The sequence below is a fragment of the Cyanobacteria bacterium FACHB-DQ100 genome (assembly GCA_014695195.1).
GTDB lineage: Bacteria > Cyanobacteriota > Cyanobacteriia > Leptolyngbyales > Leptolyngbyaceae > Leptolyngbya.
The window spans coordinates 41,215-61,556 of the sequence record JACJNW010000037.1 but is presented as its reverse complement, the minus strand read 5'-3'; the positions used below and the strand labels follow the sequence as shown (position 1 = coordinate 61,556).

At 48.8% G+C, this 20,342-nt stretch carries 18 protein-coding genes; 7 read left to right on the top strand and 11 right to left on the bottom strand.

Translation table 11 applies throughout. The features are described from left to right. The first annotated feature begins 307 nt into the window (after window positions 1–307). Window positions 308–1,162, top strand: coding sequence for a 16S rRNA (cytosine(1402)-N(4))-methyltransferase RsmH (gene rsmH / locus H6F51_21250; protein ID MBD1824999.1), 855 nt, complete (start codon window positions 308–310; stop codon window positions 1,160–1,162). On the opposite strand, the gene H6F51_21245 is transcribed toward rsmH, so the two are convergent. From H6F51_21245 to H6F51_21225, 5 genes are all read right to left on the bottom strand, one after another. After that, entirely contained in the window at window positions 1,159–1,737 is a 579-nt protein-coding gene (locus H6F51_21245) for a Uma2 family endonuclease (GenBank protein MBD1824998.1), read from the bottom strand. The two genes, rsmH and H6F51_21245, sit on opposite strands and share 4 nt — an antisense overlap. 68 nt (window positions 1,738–1,805) lie before the next feature. Next, a complete protein-coding gene (locus H6F51_21240; GenBank protein ID MBD1824997.1) occupies window positions 1,806–2,645 on the bottom strand; it encodes a hypothetical protein in 840 nt (279 codons plus the stop codon). A gap of 101 nt (window positions 2,646–2,746) precedes the next feature. Beyond that, window positions 2,747–4,954 (bottom strand): DUF3769 domain-containing protein, encoded by a 2,208-nt coding sequence (locus tag H6F51_21235; protein MBD1824996.1) that lies wholly within the window; start codon window positions 4,952–4,954, stop codon window positions 2,747–2,749. A 144-nt stretch (window positions 4,955–5,098) separates the two neighbouring features. Further along, window positions 5,099–5,215 (bottom strand): photosystem II reaction center protein I, encoded by a 117-nt coding sequence (locus tag H6F51_21230; protein MBD1824995.1) that lies wholly within the window; start codon window positions 5,213–5,215, stop codon window positions 5,099–5,101. Window positions 5,216–5,287: 72 nt separating this feature from the next. Beyond that, window positions 5,288–6,757, bottom strand: a complete 1,470-nt coding sequence (locus H6F51_21225; GenBank protein ID MBD1824994.1) for a hypothetical protein — start codon at window positions 6,755–6,757, stop codon at window positions 5,288–5,290. A 53-nt stretch (window positions 6,758–6,810) separates the two neighbouring features. Between H6F51_21225 and H6F51_21220 the strand changes: the two genes are divergently transcribed. Beyond that, window positions 6,811–9,882, top strand: coding sequence for an alpha-mannosidase (locus H6F51_21220; protein MBD1824993.1), 3,072 nt, complete (start codon window positions 6,811–6,813; stop codon window positions 9,880–9,882). 14 nt (window positions 9,883–9,896) lie between these two features. Here H6F51_21220 and psbN read toward each other — a convergent pair whose 3' ends face one another. Next, entirely contained in the window at window positions 9,897–10,028 is a 132-nt protein-coding gene (gene psbN, locus H6F51_21215) for a photosystem II reaction center protein PsbN (protein MBD1824992.1), read from the bottom strand. Window positions 10,029–10,156: 128 nt separating this feature from the next. Here psbN and H6F51_21210 point away from each other — a divergent pair, with 128 nt between their 5' ends. Next, window positions 10,157–10,714 carry a hypothetical protein gene (locus tag H6F51_21210; GenBank protein ID MBD1824991.1) on the top strand — a complete coding sequence of 186 codons (558 nt, stop codon included), beginning with the start codon at window positions 10,157–10,159 and terminating at the stop codon, window positions 10,712–10,714. Here the strand turns inward: H6F51_21210 and H6F51_21205 are convergent. Next, on the bottom strand, window positions 10,707–11,405 hold the full coding sequence (locus H6F51_21205; GenBank protein ID MBD1824990.1) for a uracil-DNA glycosylase: 699 nt from the start codon (window positions 11,403–11,405) through the stop codon (window positions 10,707–10,709). The genes H6F51_21210 and H6F51_21205 overlap by 8 nt on opposite strands. Window positions 11,406–11,569: 164 nt before the next feature. Between H6F51_21205 and H6F51_21200 the strand changes: the two genes are divergently transcribed. Then, a complete protein-coding gene (locus tag H6F51_21200) occupies window positions 11,570–12,019 on the top strand; it encodes a universal stress protein (GenBank protein ID MBD1824989.1) in 450 nt (149 codons plus the stop codon). Between the two features lie 72 nt (window positions 12,020–12,091). Here H6F51_21200 and H6F51_21195 read toward each other — a convergent pair whose 3' ends face one another. Together H6F51_21195 and fabG are read right to left on the bottom strand one after the other, a co-directional pair. After that, window positions 12,092–12,703: an NAD(P)-binding domain-containing protein gene (locus H6F51_21195; protein MBD1824988.1), complete on the bottom strand. Its 612-nt coding sequence runs from the start codon at window positions 12,701–12,703 to the stop codon at window positions 12,092–12,094. Window positions 12,704–12,716: 13 nt separating this feature from the next. Next, window positions 12,717–13,463: a 3-oxoacyl-[acyl-carrier-protein] reductase gene (gene fabG / locus H6F51_21190; GenBank protein ID MBD1824987.1), complete on the bottom strand. Its 747-nt coding sequence runs from the start codon at window positions 13,461–13,463 to the stop codon at window positions 12,717–12,719. 224 nt (window positions 13,464–13,687) lie between these two features. Between fabG and H6F51_21185 the strand changes: the two genes are divergently transcribed. After that, window positions 13,688–15,538 carry a chromosome segregation ATPase gene (locus tag H6F51_21185; protein MBD1824986.1) on the top strand — a complete coding sequence of 617 codons (1,851 nt, stop codon included), beginning with the start codon at window positions 13,688–13,690 and terminating at the stop codon, window positions 15,536–15,538. Here H6F51_21185 and crtD read toward each other — a convergent pair. Beyond that, window positions 15,527–17,032 (bottom strand): C-3',4' desaturase CrtD, encoded by a 1,506-nt coding sequence (gene crtD, locus H6F51_21180; protein MBD1824985.1) that lies wholly within the window; start codon window positions 17,030–17,032, stop codon window positions 15,527–15,529. The two genes, H6F51_21185 and crtD, sit on opposite strands and share 12 nt — an antisense overlap. A gap of 155 nt (window positions 17,033–17,187) precedes the next feature. Here crtD and H6F51_21175 point away from each other — a divergent pair, with 155 nt between their 5' ends. Next, on the top strand, window positions 17,188–18,462 hold the full coding sequence (locus H6F51_21175) for an insulinase family protein (protein ID MBD1824984.1): 1,275 nt from the start codon (window positions 17,188–17,190) through the stop codon (window positions 18,460–18,462). A 3-nt stretch (window positions 18,463–18,465) separates the two neighbouring features. After that, window positions 18,466–19,329 carry a fructosamine kinase family protein gene (locus tag H6F51_21170; protein MBD1824983.1) on the top strand — a complete coding sequence of 288 codons (864 nt, stop codon included), beginning with the start codon at window positions 18,466–18,468 and terminating at the stop codon, window positions 19,327–19,329. Window positions 19,330–19,350: 21 nt separating this feature from the next. On the opposite strand, the gene H6F51_21165 is transcribed toward H6F51_21170, so the two are convergent. After that, a complete protein-coding gene (locus H6F51_21165) occupies window positions 19,351–20,166 on the bottom strand; it encodes a hypothetical protein (protein ID MBD1824982.1) in 816 nt (271 codons plus the stop codon). Window positions 20,167–20,342: the final 176 nt, after the last annotated feature.

Here is a 20,342-nt window from a genome sequence, read left to right as displayed (position 1 = left end):
CGATTCACGATTTGCGGGCAAGCTTTGTGGAATAAGGCTTTATGGGCGCTTGTTGCACTTCTTTAATTATAGAGAATCGTGTCTATCTGCGTAGGTTTGAATCAATTCGCTCAGGATTCAATTTACGCTTAGAGACGAATAGAATGGAATCAATAGCGTTGTGAGAGAAGAGTTAGATCGATCGCACCCCGTTTGAGTCGAATGGATGCCCCCTAAATCCCCCACGAGTGAGGGACTTTGAAGACGAAAAAATTTTAGAGCTGGGGACAAAAAACTAAAGAAGGTCATTTTTAAGCTGTTTAATGCAATGAATTCTGAGTTTATTCATATTCCTGTGCTAAGTCGCGAAGTGATTGCAGGATTGGCGATTCGCGATCGCGGAGAATATTTAGATGCAACCGTGGGCGGTGGGGGTCATAGTGCGCTGATTCTGAGTGCGACTGCGGATGTGAAGCTAACAGCGATCGATCAAGATGCGTTTGCGCTCGATGCGGCACGGGAGAAATTAGGCGATCGCGTCACCTTTCACCATACAAATTTTGCTGACTTTGATCCGGGTGAAACAAAGTTCGATGGAATACTAGCAGATTTAGGTGTCAGTTCGGCTCAGTTTGATATTGCCGATCGTGGGTTTAGTTTTCGGCATGAAGCGGCGCTAGATATGCGAATGAATCAGCAGCAAGAATTAACCGCAGCCGAGATGATTAATCATTGGGAAGAGTCAAAATTAGCTGATATTTTCTACACCTATGGAGAAGAGCGGCTTTCGAGACGAATTGCCCGACGAATTGTGGAAAAGCGACCGTTTAAGACCACAACAGAATTAGCAGATGCGATCGCGGGATCAGTACCAAAGCAATATCGTTATGGTCGGATTCATCCTGCAACTCGTGTGTTTCAAGGCTTGCGAATTGCGGTGAATCGAGAGCTTGAGGTGTTAGAAACGTTGATGCAAAAAGCCCCGACTTGGTTAAAACCAGGGGGACGACTTGCAATTATTAGTTTTCACAGCTTGGAAGATCGGATTGTGAAACATCGAATGAAAGAATCGGAGCTGTTGACGGTGATTACAAAGAAGCCGATCGTGGCTCAAGAAGATGAGATTCAAGAAAATGTAAGAGCGCGATCGGCAAAATTGCGAATTGCAGAGCGAAAAGCTTAACTTTCCGATTGCAGCAATTGGACGGCTCCTGCAAAATTAGCTTCAGCGATTAAAATGCAGCGGTTTAGAAGATCAATGTCTAGGTTTTCTAGTCCTGGTAATTCGCTTCGAGCGATTTGATCATATTCGCGATCACGTAAATGATATAGCTTTAAACTTCCATCCTCCCAGAACCAAACCTCAGAAACACCGAGCGATCGATAACGGGCAAGTTTATTGACGCTTCCACTGGTGAAGACAATTTCAATTGATAAATCTGGAATCGGTTTAGCAGTACCCAGGCAGTAAGATTTATCCGCTTGTGCAGCCACTTCTCCAGGTTTTTCCTGAGTGACGGAGCCTGAAGGAACAAAGATAAGGCCGCGTTTCAGCAAAAAAGTAGTCACGAGATAGCCAATGATTTCGGAAAACTGTTCGTGCTGCAAACCGGGCATAAAGAGTTCAATTTCCCCATCGTAAAAAGCAACCCGCACGCCAGGAGAGTTCTGAGAAAATTTTTGAAGTAGTTTGAAGTCTTCCCAAGTGCCGTATAAAACGATTCGCTGGTCGATCGGCTTGTTAAGAAGTTGAATCATAGATCCTGCAAAGTCTTCAACTGATTCAAGTTTAATCGGGCGATCGACAAGTTAAACGAAAACAATTGCTATTCGATCGTTTCTTGCTCTACAACTGCTTTTAATTTGCTGTGAAATTCTGATTCAGAGGGCATAAATTGATGAATCGGTGGATGAACTTCTTCAGGAAGTTCTAAAGGTGCATCACTTGCAAAGGGTTCAACGTTTTCTGATGCAGTTACAGCTTTGTTTTCTTCGGGATGCAACTTCGTTTTCATCGCTTCTGTAGAGGCATTCAAACTAGAAGTTGCTTGCTCGATTAATGCTTCTACACCTGCCTGGAGTCGTGCAACCCGATCGAGCAAAATCTCTGGAGGTTCTAAATGCTTCACGTTTAGCGGTGTGATCACAGGCTTCGATTCAAGGGCTTGAGGAGGATCGTCTTCTTGTTGAATTTGCTCAGCTAGTTCAGCCCAGGGGGGCGATTCTGAAACGATAGGAGTCGTGGCTGCCTTTGGCACAGGGGAGCCTGAGCGATTCGGTACAGGCAGGGGCGGCGGAAGAATCGTCGTATCGCGTACAGGTTTCGATCGTGGCTCTTGGGACAAATTGCGGGGGAAGTTGTTGCAAACCAACCGCTCAAACTCGTAGTTGAAGTGATAGCACGGTTGTTGCCGACGTTGCCAAAGCTGCAAAATCTGCTCGACTGAAACGGCTTTATATCGCCCTTGATACAGAGCTTCGATCACTGCCCAGCGTACCCAATTTGCAGAATAGCTAGACTGCCAACGATCGGCTAGCTGCTGTGCATTATTTCCACCTAGATCAAAACTGTAGTGAGTCAGTAAATCTGCAACATGAATTGTCGTCTCATACCACAGAGACGCGCTGGAATCTCCAGAAGAGCCTTTCGCCGGATCAGATATCATACCCCGCTATTTTAGGGCAAAATTCAAATTCATTTCTTCAACCTAAAAGGATTCTTCTTGAGATCAGCGACAGCGTTCTACCAACCCGATCGCATCACTTCCTACTGCGGAGATCGGATCACGCCGCCGTCAACCGGAATCACCCCACTGCCAGCAAACGGTTCTACACTGCCGCGAGTCCAGTTAAAGTCGCTAATTTCAAAGCCGATCGATCCAAGTTGCTGCACAGGGTTATAGCGCAGCGAAACCCCATAGGTACGACGCTTGTACTCTAAAAAGTAATCGGTACTAATTTCTCGTCCGGTTTGAATGTTGTAAGCCGTTTGGAACCCGATGCGAATCGGTCCATAAAGCTGCTGAGTAATTCCCGCATAGAGAATCCGATCGTCGGCAATTCGATCGAACAAAAACGGCGATAAGCCCGCACGAATCGCCTGAGAATAGGTGATGTTGAATGCTGTATAGTCCAAGAAATCACGCGAGAAGTGTCCAAATTGCCCGATTAAGCTGACCGCACCACTCACGCTATTTTGACTATCTCCATTGCTATAAGACGTGGTAACTCCCGTTATTCCAACGCCCACCCCGACAAATGGACGAATCGGAGTCGGAGAAAACCTCAGCCCCTGCTCCCGCGTAGCAGGTAAAGCGGTTCCTTGCCAGAGATTGAAGCCGCGATTGATCGCAGCACTTGCCTGAAAGCGTCCTAGGCTGATGCGATTGTTCGCTCGGATGGGGGCAAGTAAGTCTGGACGATCGGTATCCGCATTGACGTACTGATATCCCACTTGATAGCTCAGATTAATTCCGGTGTTGCCAAGCGGAATCGCAGGCGAGAAAAAGAGCGCCCCAATGCTGCTTTGGACATCTTGAAAGCCGAGCGAATTATTGAATAAGCGATTGCGATAGCTCGCTTCCAAACTGAGCGTATGCGTTCCGATCAATTGTTGCGCCCGCAGGCTGCCGCGAAATGTGTTTTCAAACCGCGAAAGATCTAAGCTCGTGAAAACGCCCTCCCCTCGAACGATCGTTCGAGGCGTGACTTGAGCCGACAAACGGCTTCTTAGTCCAAACAGATTCGCAATGTTGCTTCGATCTTCAAGGGCTCTCTGCACAAAGAACTGCGGTGTGATCGTGAAATTGATCGGCGATTGCGGCAGGACGTTTAACTCACGCTGAACAAAGAAGCCGCCACGGTCTTGGGCATCATAGCCAAAATCAAACAATAAGGGCGCTCGCTGATTGCGATCGAGCACGATCGTTCGACTGGGTAACGGTAGCGTAAATCCTTGATCAAACACCAATCGATTCCGAGTCGTGCGAATTTCGTCGCGCAAGGGTGAAACTCGTCTTAAGACGGCACGATCGGCTCTAAGTTCAAGTTCAGGCGGAGAGAATGGATCATTCGTGATGCGAATGTTATTGGCTTGGAAGCCTTCTGGATAAAACTCAATCTGAGCCGCTTCAAATCGCAATCGTCGCACTGAGCCGCCTGCTTGTGCTGCAGCGGGGCTACCACTTGCATTTTGTTGTGAACCAACGACCAGCCGGATTCCTCCGGCTTGAGAGACGTTATTTTGAGTTGCCAATGCACGATCGCCGACTGATCCAACCGGGACTACGCCCGCTGTGATGTTGGTTGGCAGGTTTGGATTTAGATCAGTGCCTGCTGTGGGGATGAAGATCTCGCCGCTCGCTTGTTCAACGGTTCCTTCTTCTTGAATCAGGTTGTAGCGAAACCGCTGCCCTCGCAGGATTTGATCGCCTCGTGTGAGGGTGACGTTTCCTTCTGCGACGGTCAGCCGATTGACCAGATTCACCTGTAGGCGATCGCCGGTCAATAAGGCTCCTCGGAAGCGCAGCGAAACCCGACCTTCAGCCGTGAAAACTTGGCGTAACTGGTCGTATTCTTGTCGATCGGCTTTCAGTTCTAGAATGCCCTCGCTTGTCAGTCGTCTGGTTGGAATATTAAGTGGAGGATTCGTTGGGGGATTCGTTGGAGGATTACTCGGCGCGGGAGTCGGGGTAGGAGCGGGAACAGGAGTGGAGGTAGGGAGTGGGGCGGATGGCGTTGGAGAGATTTGGGTCACAGAGGCAGGAGTATCGGCTTCTGGAGGTACGGCGAAACTCCATTCTGGCTCTGAAGCAAAGATCGGTTCGGTTCCGGCGAGATCGTCTGCTCGATGTGAAGCGGTTTGCGGCTCGATCGCTAGAATTTTTGGAGGTGCAGGTTTGACCGCAAGATTGGACTTGGCGACTGGAGCAGATTGCACGATCGCAGGCGGTACAGGTGGAACCGAATAAGGCATATCAATCAGGATTTAGCTTGAAGCAGACAGCAGGAAATATCGGCACTTTAGCCGATTGACGGGGATTTAGACAAATTGATTCCGAATGTTGTGATAAAAAAAGGGCAGTCATCTGCCCTAGCACTCTCATAGCGCGAGAAGTGATTATTCTAAGTCGCGACGGTTGGGGTTCCGTGCTGGGTCGTTTGAAAGGAACCCAAAGACGAACAAACCGACAAAGAAAGCGACCGTGATGTAAACAACGACTTTAAGCGTGAGCATATGAATGACTCCAAAGGCAATGGCGGATAGTTTGCAGTTCGTCCCTTTATCTTACAGGAGTGCGCGATCGTTTTAGTTTCGACGCGTGAGCCAGCGCCACAAGATGACTAGCCGCTGTTCGATCCACAAAATGCCGGAATCGAGCCATTTTAGGACTTTCTGCCAGGGTGTGAGGACGTATTCCACATGCGTTGCTGGAGTCTCGATCCAATCAAATGCCGTTACGACTTCTGAGGGTTCTGCGGTTCTTGCTACAGGACTGTGTGCGTGAGTTGACGTGATTTCAGTGGAAGACGACTCCGGAGTGACAAGTTGCGATCGCGCTTCAACGTAAATCTGTTCGATTGAGGTTTCTTGTTGCACAACGATCAGGCTTTCTTGCCGCACGATGATTTTTGATTTTCGCTGAATTGTGATCGCGCCTGAAAGTTTTCTCAATGCTTCGCGGATTTGCTGACGCAGAGAAGGCGTAAAAGAGAACGATCGCGGTTCTCCAAATCCGGTCGCTCTTCCTTCGAGAATCAAAGGTTCCTGTGCATCATGCGTTGCAAGGTTTTTACGAAATAGATGGGCAAATCCTAAGTTTGGGGAAGCCTCAACCGCTCCAGGTAATCCAGCTTGAGTCGGAGCAAATTGGGTACGCTCTCCAAAAAAGTAACGGATTGCCGCCCAGATCAGGGCTTCTAGATCTGAGAAGTTGGGGAGTTGAGCAAACCAAGCAGTGATGTTTTTGGGATGGGGCGATCGCCCAATTAAGCTGCTAGGGTTCCAAGCAGAAAGCGGAACAGAAGGCACAAACCAATCGAGTTCATTCGGCTGTGTGACCAGTTCGGCTTCTTGGAATAGGTTAAGGGCGATCGCAACTGGGCTGGCTTGAACCCATGCCATGAGTTGCCGAAACACTCGGATCGGGGGCAGTAAGGTTTCTCGATCTTCGGGAAGTGAGAGCGGTGCGGATTTGAGATAAAGCTTGCGTCGCCATTGCCAGTAACGTGCGAGTTCTAATCGAATGCGGTGTTCGATTTGGCGCTGTTGCTCTGGGGTGAGCGTATCGAGAATGATATTGCCGTCAAGAATCAAGACAAGGTTGCGCGTATCGACGAGAGAAGCGATCGCCTGAATGTGATACGGATTCGACACGGCTAGATTCTCAGGGTTTTGACGTGCCAAGAATCGCCCAATCAGAACCAGTGGGTGACGCTCTCTTAATGCAGGTAAGTTTCCGCCGCTAACTAACGCTCGTTTTACCGCAGTGAGCACGTTTTGAATCGGGGCATCACTTAGATTGGCATCGGGATCAATGGCGATTTCTTCTCGACTCATCCGCAATCGCAGCACCGCTTTTTCCACCCGTTGCCCAATTTGCTGAGCGATCGCTCTGGTTCCCTGAAATGCAGCGTAAATCGGATAGAGCAGAATTTGGGTTGTCCAGATTGTCGTGATTTTAGCGTGTCGCAGGAGTGTGGCGCTTTTGTCCGCGAGTTTCTGGGTCTGCCGTGTAACGAAGTTAAATAATTGACTTTGATAGCGTCGAGAAGTCATAGACTGAGGGACGATATTACGACGATCGCACGTTTCACCCTCATCATATCGGTATGACTGACGTTCTCACTGCTTCTTTTATCGAGCGCTTACGAAATTTAGTACAAGCTGATGCAATTGAGGGTTGGGGGGTGTGCGAAGATTGCGCGGTCGAGAATATTTCCACACAATCGTTCACAAAGATTGAACTAAATGAGAAGCGCTATTTGGTGTGGGAAAAAGGGCGCAAAGTTCGCTGGTTTTACCAAGAATTCGTTTTGCCTGAAGCACTGAATGAGTATCCGTTAGCGGGGTTAATGCTGAGATTGGCATTAACTTGGTGGGCGGAATTGGCTGAAGTTTATGTCAACGGTCAGAAAGTTCAGGAAGGCGATTTATTTGATCATTCTTGTCGGGTTGTTCTGAGTTCTAATGTCGTTCCAGGTGAGAAAGTTGCGGTTGCAATTCGATTAGTGAGTCCGGGGCATGACATTGGGGGGCTCATGCGATCGCGCCTCATCTGCGAATCCAATTACGACGAAATTGATCCAGGATTTGTCGCAGATGAATTAGAAGTAATTCAGGGCTATATTGATGCGTTTGAGTTAGATCAACCTGAGATTAACTTGGATTGGAAGGTTGACGATCGACAATATTTTCATCAATCTCTAGAAGCCTTAAGAACCTCGCTTTTACCGCTCAGTTCTCGAATTAAACAACATACAATTTTTCTTCTCGGTCATGCTCATTTAGATATGGCTTGGCTTTGGGATGTTGAGGAAACTTGGAGAGCAGCAGAACGCACATTTATTTCTGTTCTCAATTTGCAAAAAGATTTTCCTGAGCTTACGTTTTGTCACACCACACCCGCTTTATACGAGTGGATTGAACAGAATCGACCGGAGATTTTTGCCCAAATTCAAGCGCAAGTAAAAGCAGGAAAATGGGAAATCGTCGGCGGAATGTGGGTTGAGCCGGAGATGAACTTGATTAATGCCGAATCGATCGCACGTCATCTCTTATACGGTCAACGATACTGTCAAGAAAAGTTTGGCGAAATCTGTCGCGTTGCATGGCTTCCCGATACCTTTGGATTCAATTGGCAAACTCCGCAATTTTTGAAATTAGCGGGAATTGATTATTTTGTGACGCAGAAGCTTCGATGGAATGATACGACGCAGTTTCCGTATGAATGGTTTAACTGGCAAGCACCGGATGGAAGTCAAGTTAAAAGTTTAATGTCATCACCGATCGGTGAAGGAATTGAGCCAATCAAAATGGCTCAATTCGCATGGGATTGGGTAAGAAAAACCGGACAACCGAATGCGCTTTGGCTATTTGGCGTGGGTGATCACGGTGGAGGCCCGACTCGCGATATGTTGGAAATTGCGGAACGGTGGAAGCGATCGCCCTTTTTTCCAAGCTTAGAATTCACCACTGCATTAAATTATTTAGAAAGCTTAGAAGCTCCAAAAGATACTTGGAATGATGAGCTTTATTTAGAATTCCATCGCGGTTGTTATACAACTCATGGCGACCAAAAACGGTTTAACCGGGAGGCAGAGGCTCGGCTGCATTTTGTAGAAATGGATGCCTCTCTATCTTCGAGTATGGCAAGCTCAGAGTATCTGAAAACAGATTTAGAAGAAGCTTGGAAGATTGTTTTATTCAATCAATTCCATGATATTTTGCCAGGTTCATCAATCCGTGAAGTTTACAATACCACACTTGTTAAGCAGTTTGAGTTTGGAGATATTCTTGACAAAGTTTATGGCAAGTCGAATATTGGGACGCAAATTAAGCTTCCTGCTCCGCCCCATCCAGAAGCGGAACTTGTTGTAGTTTTTAATCCATCAAGTTGGGAAAGATCTGGAATTGTTACGGCAGATTTAACAAAGTCTGTTTCAGACGAACGGAACTGGAAGATTTGCAATTTAAATGGTGAAGATATTCAAGTTCAAATAGAGAAGTCTTGGATTAACACAAGCGAGTTTTGCATTTATTGTTACTCATTTTGGGCAGAAACTATTCCCTCTGTCGGCTACCGATGCTTTTGGCTCTACCCCGGTGAACCTTTATTGCTTGATACGAATGTATCTTCCGGTGAGTTCATCTTAGAAAATGAGTTTATTAAAGCGATCATTGATTTTGAAACAGGTAGCTTATCTAGCGTTTTTGATAAAGTGAACGATCGCGAAATTCTAAACGGGCTTGGAAATGATCTTCAAGCTTTTCAAGATAGTGGGCAGTACTGGGACGCTTGGAATATTGATCCGAACTATGCTGCTCACCCTCTCGATCGTTCTAGATTGCTAGAGATCAAATATCGAAAATGGATATCTCTGATTCCTGGAGTTGAGGTTAAACGAGCGATCGGAGAATCTATTTTTCAGCAGTGGTATTACTTGGAGCCTGATTCACCTATTCTGAGCATATACACGTCAGTCAATTGGCAGGAACGGCACGTTTTAGTAAAAGCTGCGTTTCCGCTTAACCTAAAAGTTAATTTCGCGACTTATGAAATGGCAGGCGGCGCGATTGAGCGAACTACTCGCCCCGAAACCGAAGCCGAAAAAGCGAAATGGGAAGTTCCCGCACTTGGATGGGTGGATCTGAATGATGGAGAATACGGCGTTAGTCTTTTAAGTGATTGCAAGCACGGTTTCGACTGCCAATCTGACCAAATTCGTCTTACTTTGCTGCGTGGCTCAGAATTTCCAGATCCTAAAGCGGATTTAGGTTCTCACGAATTTACTTACGCCCTGTATCCTCATGCTGGAACTTGGAAAACTGCTCAAACCACGCGGAAAGCGACTGAACTTTTACAGCCCTTAGAAGTCTTCACACTCGATCAACCTTCCGAAAACGGCACACTCCCGCCCGTCTACTCATTCCTCGACCTCCAATCCGAAAATCTCATTCTCTCTAGCCTGAAGCAATCCGAAGACAATCCAGACGAGTACATTCTGCGCTGTTACGAATGCCACGGCGAATCCGCACAACTCAACCTAAAAGGCGACTTCGAGATCGTTGAAGCGCTTGACTTACTCGAACGTCCCCTCCAAGTTCCCGATCGCATCCGCCCCTGGGAAATTCGGACATACAAAATTAAGAAGAGGCAAGATCAAAAAGAGGGCATCATCTGACACCCTCTAAATCGTTAGTCTTCATGATCTTCAAACGGATCTTCCAAATTCGCGGAAGGTGGACCAAACGCCGTATAGATCGCGAATCCGGTGATTCCAACGATCGCAGCGCAAATCGAGATATTCAGTGCGAATGCGGGTTCCATATTTAGTAAAAAATGAGAGGAATGTCCCTATCGTATTACAAATTTTAACAATTTGCGAAAAGCCTAACATAGTAAAACGACTCTCGAATTTGGTACAGTAAACATCCTGCTAGGGATATAGGCTCTCCATGCTACTCAACGAAAAGCAACAGCGAATCCTAGAGGTGATTGATGCCGGAAATACCACCGGAGAAAGTATTGCAACTGCGATCGGCTCTTCGATGCAGATGATTCGCTACTACTTAGATACACTGTCCGAAGATGGATACCTCAAAGTTGCAAAAGTTTACGACAACGCTACCCGCGAGTTTCAGGTGGTCAGAGCTTATCTTACCGATAAAGGAAAAGCGTCGATCGTTAAAACGCCAGTAATCGATTCACCCGCAGAGACTACCGCAGATGTGCAGCAAATCCTCAAAGCGCTTGATTTACTTCAGCCGATCGTCGAAAAATTACCGAGCGATCGGGCTGAAATTGCGGCTGTCTATCTCGAAGACCTGCAAAACGAAATGAAGGTGGTTGATCGTCGCAAGCCCCAACGCATTAAGGCCTATTTCTTAGCGTTCGCCGGGACAGCCCTCCCCGTGATTCAACAGACGGATCAGGCAGAGATTTTTGTTGAGACCGTGCGGTTTCTCTCAACGCAATGGAATATCACGGTAAGACTGCCTGAAAGCGTTACTTAGCCTGAATTTCGTCAAGCTTCGCTCTCACCGCTTGAATATCCTGCCACATCAACCATTTGGGGCTGCCCTTCTCTTTCGATTGATTTCTCAACAGATAAGCAGGGTGAAAAATCGGCATATAGAAGCGATCGTCCTTCTCGATCCACTGCCCCCGCACCTTCGTAATCCCTTGCTTGATGCCAACCAGCGCCCTCATCGCTGTCGCGCCCGTCAGCAAAATGATCTTCGGATTCACCATACGAATCTGCTCGGACAAGTATCCTTTGCACGCTTCTGCTTCATCGGTCGTCGGAGTGCGGTTTTCCGGCGGACGGCACTTCACCACGTTACAGATAAAAACGTGCTCCTCGGTTGTGAGATGCACAGCGGCGAGAATGCGATCGAGCAATTGCCCCGATCGACCGACAAACGGCACACCCGTTTCGTCCTCAGTTTGTCCTGGCCCTTCGCCCACAATCATGATCGGTGCATTCAAGTTACCGCGCCCAATCACTGCATGAGTCCGTGAGGCTCCCAAATCGCAGCGATGACAGTGATTACAATGAGCGCTCATCTGCTCCATTGTTTGATACGTGCCTGTGGGAATTGGAATCTTTGCGCTCGTCGGAATCAACTCCGGATCAAAGCCACTCGGTGTCGATGGCTCGGTCGCAGGAATATCAAACAGGCTGATTTGTTCGTCGTTCACCATGAATCCGTCGGCAGAAATTATTCAGTCTATAAATTTTAGAAGGAATTCGGTCACGCTGCGGCAATCCAAAGACGGAAAGAAGCTTAAGGGAATCCGATCGTTTCTGAAACCAGAGAAAGACTGCGCTAGAGTGATCTCGTGGTGCTCTGTTGGGGAAACCTCCGATGCTGAATACTGTTCTCGTTGCGTTGGATGTAACAGCAAATCCTCCAATTGCAAAATCAGAACTCTCCGACCAAGTGCTAAAAACGCTGCAAGAACTCCATCTCGAAGCTCGATCGAAAGTCGTTTTGGCGCACGTCGTTCCGTCGAACCAATCCGAAGTAGAAGTGGTCGTCGATCGACCCGCAACCGCTGTCGAACATTTTCCCTACAGCCAAATTGAGCAGCAGCTACACGCCTATCAACGGCGCTTAGACTGCGAGAGCGCTGTCGAAATCGTCATCGGAGATCCAGCCGAAGAGATTGTCCGCCTTGCGAAGATCCACAATGCAGATTTAATCGTGTTGGGGAGCCGAGGCTTAACCGGAATGAAGCGGATTCTCCTTGGCTCGGTTAGCAGTCAGATTGTTGAAGATGCCCCCTGCTCGGTTTTGGTGGTGAAGCCAAAATAGACCAACCTGAAAGCGCCTCGATTTAGGGGCATCCCGGATTTAACATCGAAGTGAACTCCTCTCGAACCAGCGTTAGATCAGAGACGTGACTAACTGCTGTGCTTCATTCGCGAGCATCGGACGGTTGTACAACACGCCTCCCGGCTCTTGATGAATTGCCTGAGTGAGATTGCCCGTGTCCATGCCGATAAAGCCGCTCTCGATAATCAGTTGAGCCAGGATCGCTTTCGCCTCTGCATCATCCCCACAGTAAAACACCGTATAAGGTTCAGACCGATGCGCTTCGTTCGCAAACGTTGCAGTCGGTAGCGTGTTGTAGGCTTTCACAACTTTTGTATTTGGCAGTTTTGCCGCGAGTTCTAGACCCGAACTTACATCCGGCACTCGATGAAGTTTGCCGTTCTCGCGCTCATAAGGATTGGTGGCATCGATCAAAATCTTGCCATCGAGTGATCCAGCCGCGGAGATCGCTTCATTGATCGTCGTGTAATAACACGCCAGCAGAATCACATCCGCAAACGCCGCCGCTTCTGCCACGGTTCCCGCTTGCGTGTTCTCTCCGGTAATCAAATTCGATAGCTGTTCTGGATTGCGAGAACTGAAGAAAACTTCGTGTCCCGCTTTTGCCCAGAGAGTGCCGATCGTGCCGCCAATTCCCCCCGCCCCAATCACGCCAATCTTCATCTTCGTTGCTCCATTACGCCATGACCATGCCGCCATCGACATTCATCACCTGTCCCGTAATATAGCCAGCCGCAGGAGAGGCTGCAAGGAAGCAAATCATTCCGGCGACTTCTTCCGGCTTACCATAACGGCTGAGCGGGATAAATTTGAGAATTTCATCTGCCTTTAAGTCATGCGTCATATCGGTCTCGATGAATCCGGGTGCAACCGCATTCACTGTAATTCCTCGGCTCGCGAGTTCCTTCGCAACTGTTTTGGTAAATCCGATCACGCCCGCTTTCGCGGCACTGTAATTTGCTTGCCCTGGATTGCCCATTTGTCCGGCAACTGAGGTGATATTTACAATCCGTCCACTGCGTTGTTTCAGCATGATTTTGCTCACGGCTCTGGTGCAGAGGAAGACCCCGGTAAGATTCAAATCAATCACCGCTTGCCATTCTTCAGGCTTCATTCTCAGCAACAACGTATCGCGAGTAATTCCTGCATTGTTCACCAACACATCGATTCTGCCGTATTTCTCCATCGTGGCTTCAATCAGCGCATCGACTTGATCGGCTTTCGACACATCGGCTTTCACCGCGATCGCACTTCCGCCATGCTCGGTAATTTGCGCCACCACTTCTTCCGCCGCACCGCTAGAACTGGCGTAATTCACGACCACTGATGCTCCTTCGCTTGCGAGTGCTAACGCGGTCGATCGTCCAATTCCACGTGATGCCCCCGTGACGATCGCGACTTTTCCTTGCAGTTGCGCTTCCATGAATCCTGACCTGATATAAATGTGCGGATCTGATCATATCGGGATCAGGCAAACGCAGACCAGCCAAATCCAGGTTTTACGCGCTGCGCTTGCTTGATCATTTCTTGAAAAGATGATTAACTCAAACCACTTGAGGTTATTTTTTCCCTGAATGGGGGGTAGGATGGCTTCTAACGCGATCGCTTTCATTCCCTGATCGCATTCTTGCAGTTTTACACCCATCTATGACCAGAGATCGCGGCATTTCCAATCGTCGGAACCCTAAACCGTCACGTCGATCGAGCAATCGCACTCCGGAGAAACAACCGATTAAAACGGTTAAAGAACCTCCTCACAGTGAGGGAAAGCTAGATCGAATGGCGATCGTCGATCGATTTCATCGGCTCAAAAAATGGCTACTGAACGACTGGAGAGCCATGATTGCCCTGGGGTTTGTAGTGACCGGAGGCACCACCGCCTTGTCGCTTGCGTTTCTGTTCAAACTTCCTGCTGTTCCGAATTGTCCATCGATCTTTTGGCCCCTCGCTTCGGCTTCTCTGCGTTTACATTGTGCTGAAATTGCCGCCAACAAGCGCACCACCAAAGATTTATTAGAGGCAATCGAGCTTGTCAAAAGCCTACCGCCCGATCACCCCCTCTACAACGAAGCCAAGCGCTTCATCGAACTGTGGGCACAAGAAATTTTGAATCTAGGCGAAGAAGCATTTCAAGCCGGAAGACTCGACGAAGCGATTAGTACCGCGAAAAAAGTTCCGAGAATTGGCAGTGCTTACCAGCAAGTTGAAGACAAAATCACGCGCTGGGAGCAAATCTGGACTTCAGCCGAAACGCTTTACCGCAAAGCAGAAGACGCGCTGCGGAAACAGAGAGTGCAGATTGCATTGACCGAGGCAGGACGATTGTTGTCGATCGATAACATCTTCTGGCAAACTACCAAATACCAAGAACTCAGCAATAAAATCACAGCCACCCGCGAAGACATTACCAAAATTGGCAAAGCGAAGAATCTAGTCGAATCCGGCGGAGTCAAGAATTTCCTAGAGGCGATTAAACTCTTAACCAGTATCGGCAACCAGAGTTATGTTTATCAAGTTGCTCAAGAAGCGATCGGGGAGACCAGTCAGAAGATGCTGGATTTTGCAGAAGCGGCACTCGATCGCAAAGACTTAACCACTGCACTCGATGTGATCAGGCAAATCCCGACGAGCGCAAATTTGCAGAAAGAAGTCGAGGATTTTGAAACGTTAGCCAGTGCGGTCAGCAGAATTTGGAACGGTGCGCCGGAAGATTACGATGCGGCGATCGCTCAAGCTCAGAAAGTTGGTTCTGATCGTCCTTTATTCAGCAGAGCGCAGAGGTTGATTGCTCGCTGGCAGGCTGAAAAGGTGGATATCGCCCAACTGAATCGCGCTCGTCAATTGGCACAATCCACCCGACCTGAAGATCTCCAAGCCGCGATCGCAACTGCTGCTCAAATTCCCAGTTCTAATCCCAAAGCCAAAGAAGCACGGCAACTCATTGACCAAATCACCACCGAATTTCAGAGCAGTGAAGACCGTCCCTTAATCGATCAAGCCGAACAAATTGCCAACCGTGGCGATGCTAGTTCTTTGCAACAAGCGATCGATCTGCTGAGCCGGATTTCGTCGCGTCGCGCTCTGGGGCAAGAGGCTGCAACCAAACGGCAACAATACGCCCGCCAGCTTCAATCGATTCGCGACCAAGAACGGGCAGCAACTCAACCTGATCCGCTGGTGCAAGATCGAATTGAAGGCAATGCCCTAGCTGAGCAAACGCTACAAGAAGCTCGAACGATCGCAAATGGCGGAACCGTCGATACAATCGCAGATGCGATTCGCAAAGCAGATAGTGTGGCGCTGTCTAGCCCAATGCGTGAAGAGGCGCGATCGCTAATCGATCAATGGAGTCAGCAGCTTTTACAAACGGCAATGTCGCAAGCCAGCGCTGATCCAGCAGGCGCGATCGCGATCGCCCAAAAAATCCCGCTTGGAACTAGCGCCCATGAGCAAGCACAATCGCTGATTCCCCTATGGCAACAAAATCTAAGACGTTAACGCTTCGATCTGACGCACCACGGTTAATGCAGAATAACTCACGCCTGCGGTGCCTTCTCCGGGATGGGTTGAATCGCCGACAAGCCAAAGATTCTGAACCGGAGTTCGATTGGCAAATCCAAACGGGCCAAATGTGGGAATACGCTGACCAATACCACCGACCATTCCTTCGCTACGGGCTGTAAATCGCTCAAAGGTTTGAGGAGTTGCTGCTTCTTGATACACAATCGTCTCCGGAGTCAGCGTGAAATAGCGTCCCAGCTTCCCGATCGCTTCTGCCGCATATCGCTGCTTCATGCCTTCGTAATCACCGCTATTTTTCCAAGCTCCCGTATCGGTAAACGATGAGGCGACGATCGTGGCTTTTCCGCTGGGCGCACGTCCGTCTCCTTCGTGGCTGACCGACACAAACAGGGAATTGTTTTCACCGATCGCGCCGTCATAATCGTAGAGAAACTGCAAATGTGGCGGACAATCTGCGGGAATGGCAGCGCGATCAACTCCTAAATAAATCACAAACGCACCAGAAGCAGGCGGCAATTTATCAACGCGACGACGATATCCTTCAGGTGCAGCCTCCCCTAACAGTTCAACTAAATTCTGCACGGTGACATTGGCAACCACATGATCAGCGGGTTCAATCCAAGTTTCACCGGTTTTTTGATTGCGGATTGTAACCCCGGTCGTGCGCCCGGATTCGGTGTGAATTTGCTCAACCGTGTGACGCATCAAAAGTCTGCCGCGATCGCGGTTGAGCGCCTCAACCAGACGATCGCTCAAAACCTGCATACTGCCCTGAAGGTGAAATAATCCCTGTGGTGCTTGAGACACGCTTAATGCAGTCGCCGCATACAGGAGCGCTGTTTCATCCGCATCGACTTGCGAATATAGTTTCAGTTGCAAGTCGAGAAAAGTGTGCAGTCGGCGATCGTGGGTCAATCCAAACGTTCGCAACGCATCCCCTACGGTTGAAAACGCATGGGGCAACGTCAGCAGCGTATCGGGGCGAACTGCCTTCGTCAATTGCCACAAGTCCCAAATATTTCGCGGCGGCAGCACCGGATCACGCGACTGAAACGCCCAACTATAGCGAAATAAGTCCTTCAACAATTGCCAGAACGGTTCACTTCCGGGAAACTGGCGATTGCGCTCGGTTTTCCATTGCTCTGGATCGCGCCACACTCGAATCGGCTCAGTTTCACCCGGAAGAAAGACCGCGCAGGCGGGATCACAATCCGTTGCGACAGGAAGCTCGATCGCGAGTTCTGTAAAAATCCGATGATGAATTCCACCCGGTTCTAAGCCTGCAACCTGAGTCGCGCCGACATCAAAGGTAAAGCCTTGTCGTTTGAATGTTGAAGCGCATCCACCGGGGACAAGTGCCTGATCTAAGGCGAGAACCTCATATCCGCGATGAGCAAGCAGCGCTGCTGCCGTTAATCCACCAATTCCCGCACCCACGACGACGACTTTTCGGGAAGAGTTGCTCTGCATTGCTTAACATTTTTTAACATCTTGCCTTTATTGTAGTGAATTGCAGAACCAAGCGAATAAGCCGAAAGACGCGACTTTAGGAGAATTGGATGAATTTTGAAGGTGAATTACTCCTCGGCAAACACTAAGATAGGTAAAGAACGCCACAAACCGCTATGACTTCAACCCTCATCCGATCGCCCAAACTCAACGCCCCGACCATTCATCGCCTCGCCAACGGCTTAACGATTATTGCTGAGCAGATTCCCGTTGATGCGGTGAATCTGAATGTTTGGTTAGATGTCGGATCAGCCGTCGAGTCGGATTCGATCAATGGCATGGCTCACTTTCTGGAACATATGGTGTTTAAGGGCACCGATCGGCTGCGGAGCGGCGAATTCGAGCAGCAGATCGAGCAGCGTGGAGCGGTGACTAATGCTGCAACCAGCCAAGATTACACGCACTACTACATCACAACTGCGCCCCAAGATTTTGCCATGCTCGCACCACTGCAAATGGACGTAGTGCTCAATGCCCAAATTCCAGAAGATGGCTTTGAGCGGGAACGGTTTGTCGTGCTAGAAGAAATCCGACGATCGCAAGATAATCCGCGCCGTCGCACCTATCAATACATGTCCGAGATGGCGTTTACATCGCTGCCGTACCGACGACAGGTTTTAGGTCCTGCTTCAGTGATTGAAACGCTCAGCGCTCAACAAATGCGCGATTTTCACGCCGAATGGTATCACCCACGATCGATGACTGCCGTTGCAGTCGGAAACTTACCTGTGGATCAATTGATTCGCATTGTCGAAGAAAGCGTGTCTAAACCAAAGCGCAGCGATGTGCAGCGAAGCTCACAATTCACTGTAGAACAGCCCTTTACCGAAATCATTCGCCAAGAGCATCTTGATCCCAGCTTGACGCAGGCGAGATTGATGATGCTATGGCGCGTTCCGGGACTCGTCGATCTGAAGCAGACTTATGCGCTTGATGGCTTAGCAAGCATTCTCGGACATGGACGCACAGCCCGATTGGTCAAAGATTTGCGAGAAACACGCGGTTTGGTATCAAGTGTGTCTGCTAGTAATATGACCTACCGCCATCAAGGAATTTTCTGCATCTCGGCTCAACTACCTGTTGAGAATATTGATGCAGTCGAAGCCGCGATCGCGTCACACCTTGAAGCGCTGCAAACCGAATGGGTAGAACAATCGGAACTCGATCGCGTCCGGACTCAGGTGGCAAATCATTTCACGTTTGGGAATGAAACACCGAGCGATCGTTCCGGTCTGTACGGTTACTATCAAACTTTAGTCGGCGATTTAGAGCCAGCGTTCAACTATCCGGCTTACATTCAATCGCTCTCTGCTGCAGATCTGCAAACCGCAGCACAAACCTATTTGCCCACTCAGGCTTACGGTTGTGTGGTGGTGAAGCCAGGAAAATAAGCGATGTGGACGCAAATTGATGCTCAGATTAGCCAAGCACTGGGGCAAGCGTTTGAAAGCCGAGATCGACGATCGGTGAGCGGTGGCTGCATCAATCAGGGCTATCAGGTGAGTAATGGTGAGCTTACGTTCTTTGTCAAGCTGAATCAAGCCAATCAGCTTGCAATGTTTGAGGCAGAAGCGCTCGGATTGCAGCAGATAGCAGAAGCACAAGCCATCCGAGTGCCAAAACCAATCTGTGTGGGTGGCACGGGAGGTTCAGCTTATATCGTTTTAGAATGGCTTGCCCTCGGTCGTGGGAGCGCTCAATCTTGGGCAGAATTGGGACGAAACTTGGCGCGAATGCACCAGTATCACAAATCGACGGCATTCGGCTGGGAGCGCGATAATACGATCGGTTCAACCCCCCAGATTAATTCTTGGACATCAGATTGGATGGAATTTTTTACCCAATACCGAATTGGGTATCAGTTGAAATTAGCAGCGCAAAACGGCGGACGGTTTCGCAATGGATCGCGTCTCCTAGAGCAAATTCCAAAACTACTGGCAAATCACCATCCACAACCGTCGATCGTGCATGGTGATTTGTGGTCAGGAAATGCCGCCGTAATGCAATCTGGGGAGCCTGTAATTTTTGATCCCGCAACGTATTGGGGCGATCGAGAGGTTGATCTGGCAATGACTGAGTTGTTTGGCGGCTTCCCGGCTGAGTTTTATCGGGGCTACGAAGAGATTTACCCAATTGATGCAGGGTACAAGCGGCGAAAAACGCTCTACAACCTGTATCACATCTTGAATCACTTTAATCTGTTTGGGGGTGGCTACGCCTCTCAAGCCGAGCGAATGATCGATCAGCTCGTTCTTTGAGCTGTATGTTTTACCTTCGATCTACTTGGCTTTCGGCTGCTGCAATGCTTTAGACGGAATAAAAATTGTTTCGCCTTTCTTGTTTGTTTGCTCTATTGCGCCCAGTTTCAGGAGTTCGCGTCTTGCTCGATCGCGGGTGAATCGATCGCCGCCAGAAGTCGCATCCTGATACACCAACGACCAAGCTTGGAACCGAACCCAGCGAATCTCAGGATTGGTTCTTAAAAAGTCAGCCGTTTCCTGAAAGTTGGGTGCGAACTGCTTGTATTCCTCGGTGTCAGTCGCCCATTTTGCCGTCATGTCGAACGATCGAGCTGCTCCCGGTAAATCTCCAAGCAAAAGAATCTGATCCATTCCCCTCCAGCGCCAGAGCGTGAATGCTCTTGGGTGCATTTGAGGTGAAAGCGTATCAATGCCTCGCTGCATCAATTTCAGCCCTAATTCTGGTTTACCCATTTGATGGGATACCGTTCCTGACAGAAATAGATAGCTTTCGACAAAGCGAGGATCGCGACGAGTGATAATGTCAAAGTATTCTGGGCTTAGCGAGAATCCAGTTGCCTGTCGTGCAGGAACATCGCCGTAATACTGGATAAAATTCAAAAACGTCCAGCCCGCAATTAGATTATCAAAGCCAAAACTCGGCGTTTTGCTGAGAAGATTCAGCCGCGATCGTTCTTGTTGTTCCGCTTGCTGCGGCGTAAGCAGCGAAATCGAAGGCTGTTTCAGCCGATCGATCTGAATCGCGACGATTCCCGCGATCGCCACACCTGCGATCGCGCAGTGACTAGCGACACCCGCAATTCCAATCCAAAGCCGTTTAGCGCTCAAAACCACAGTAGAAAAACCTCTTTAAGAAAGCTTAATGGAACTCAGCCTGGAACTCTAGAACAATTTACCCAAATTCCGTTAGATTGTCATAATGGTTGCATTCACCTTACGGAAGTTAGGTCATATTAATCAGTCAGTATGTCTAGCCTTAAACTAGAGTCACCTGATTAACTGTCCTAAAG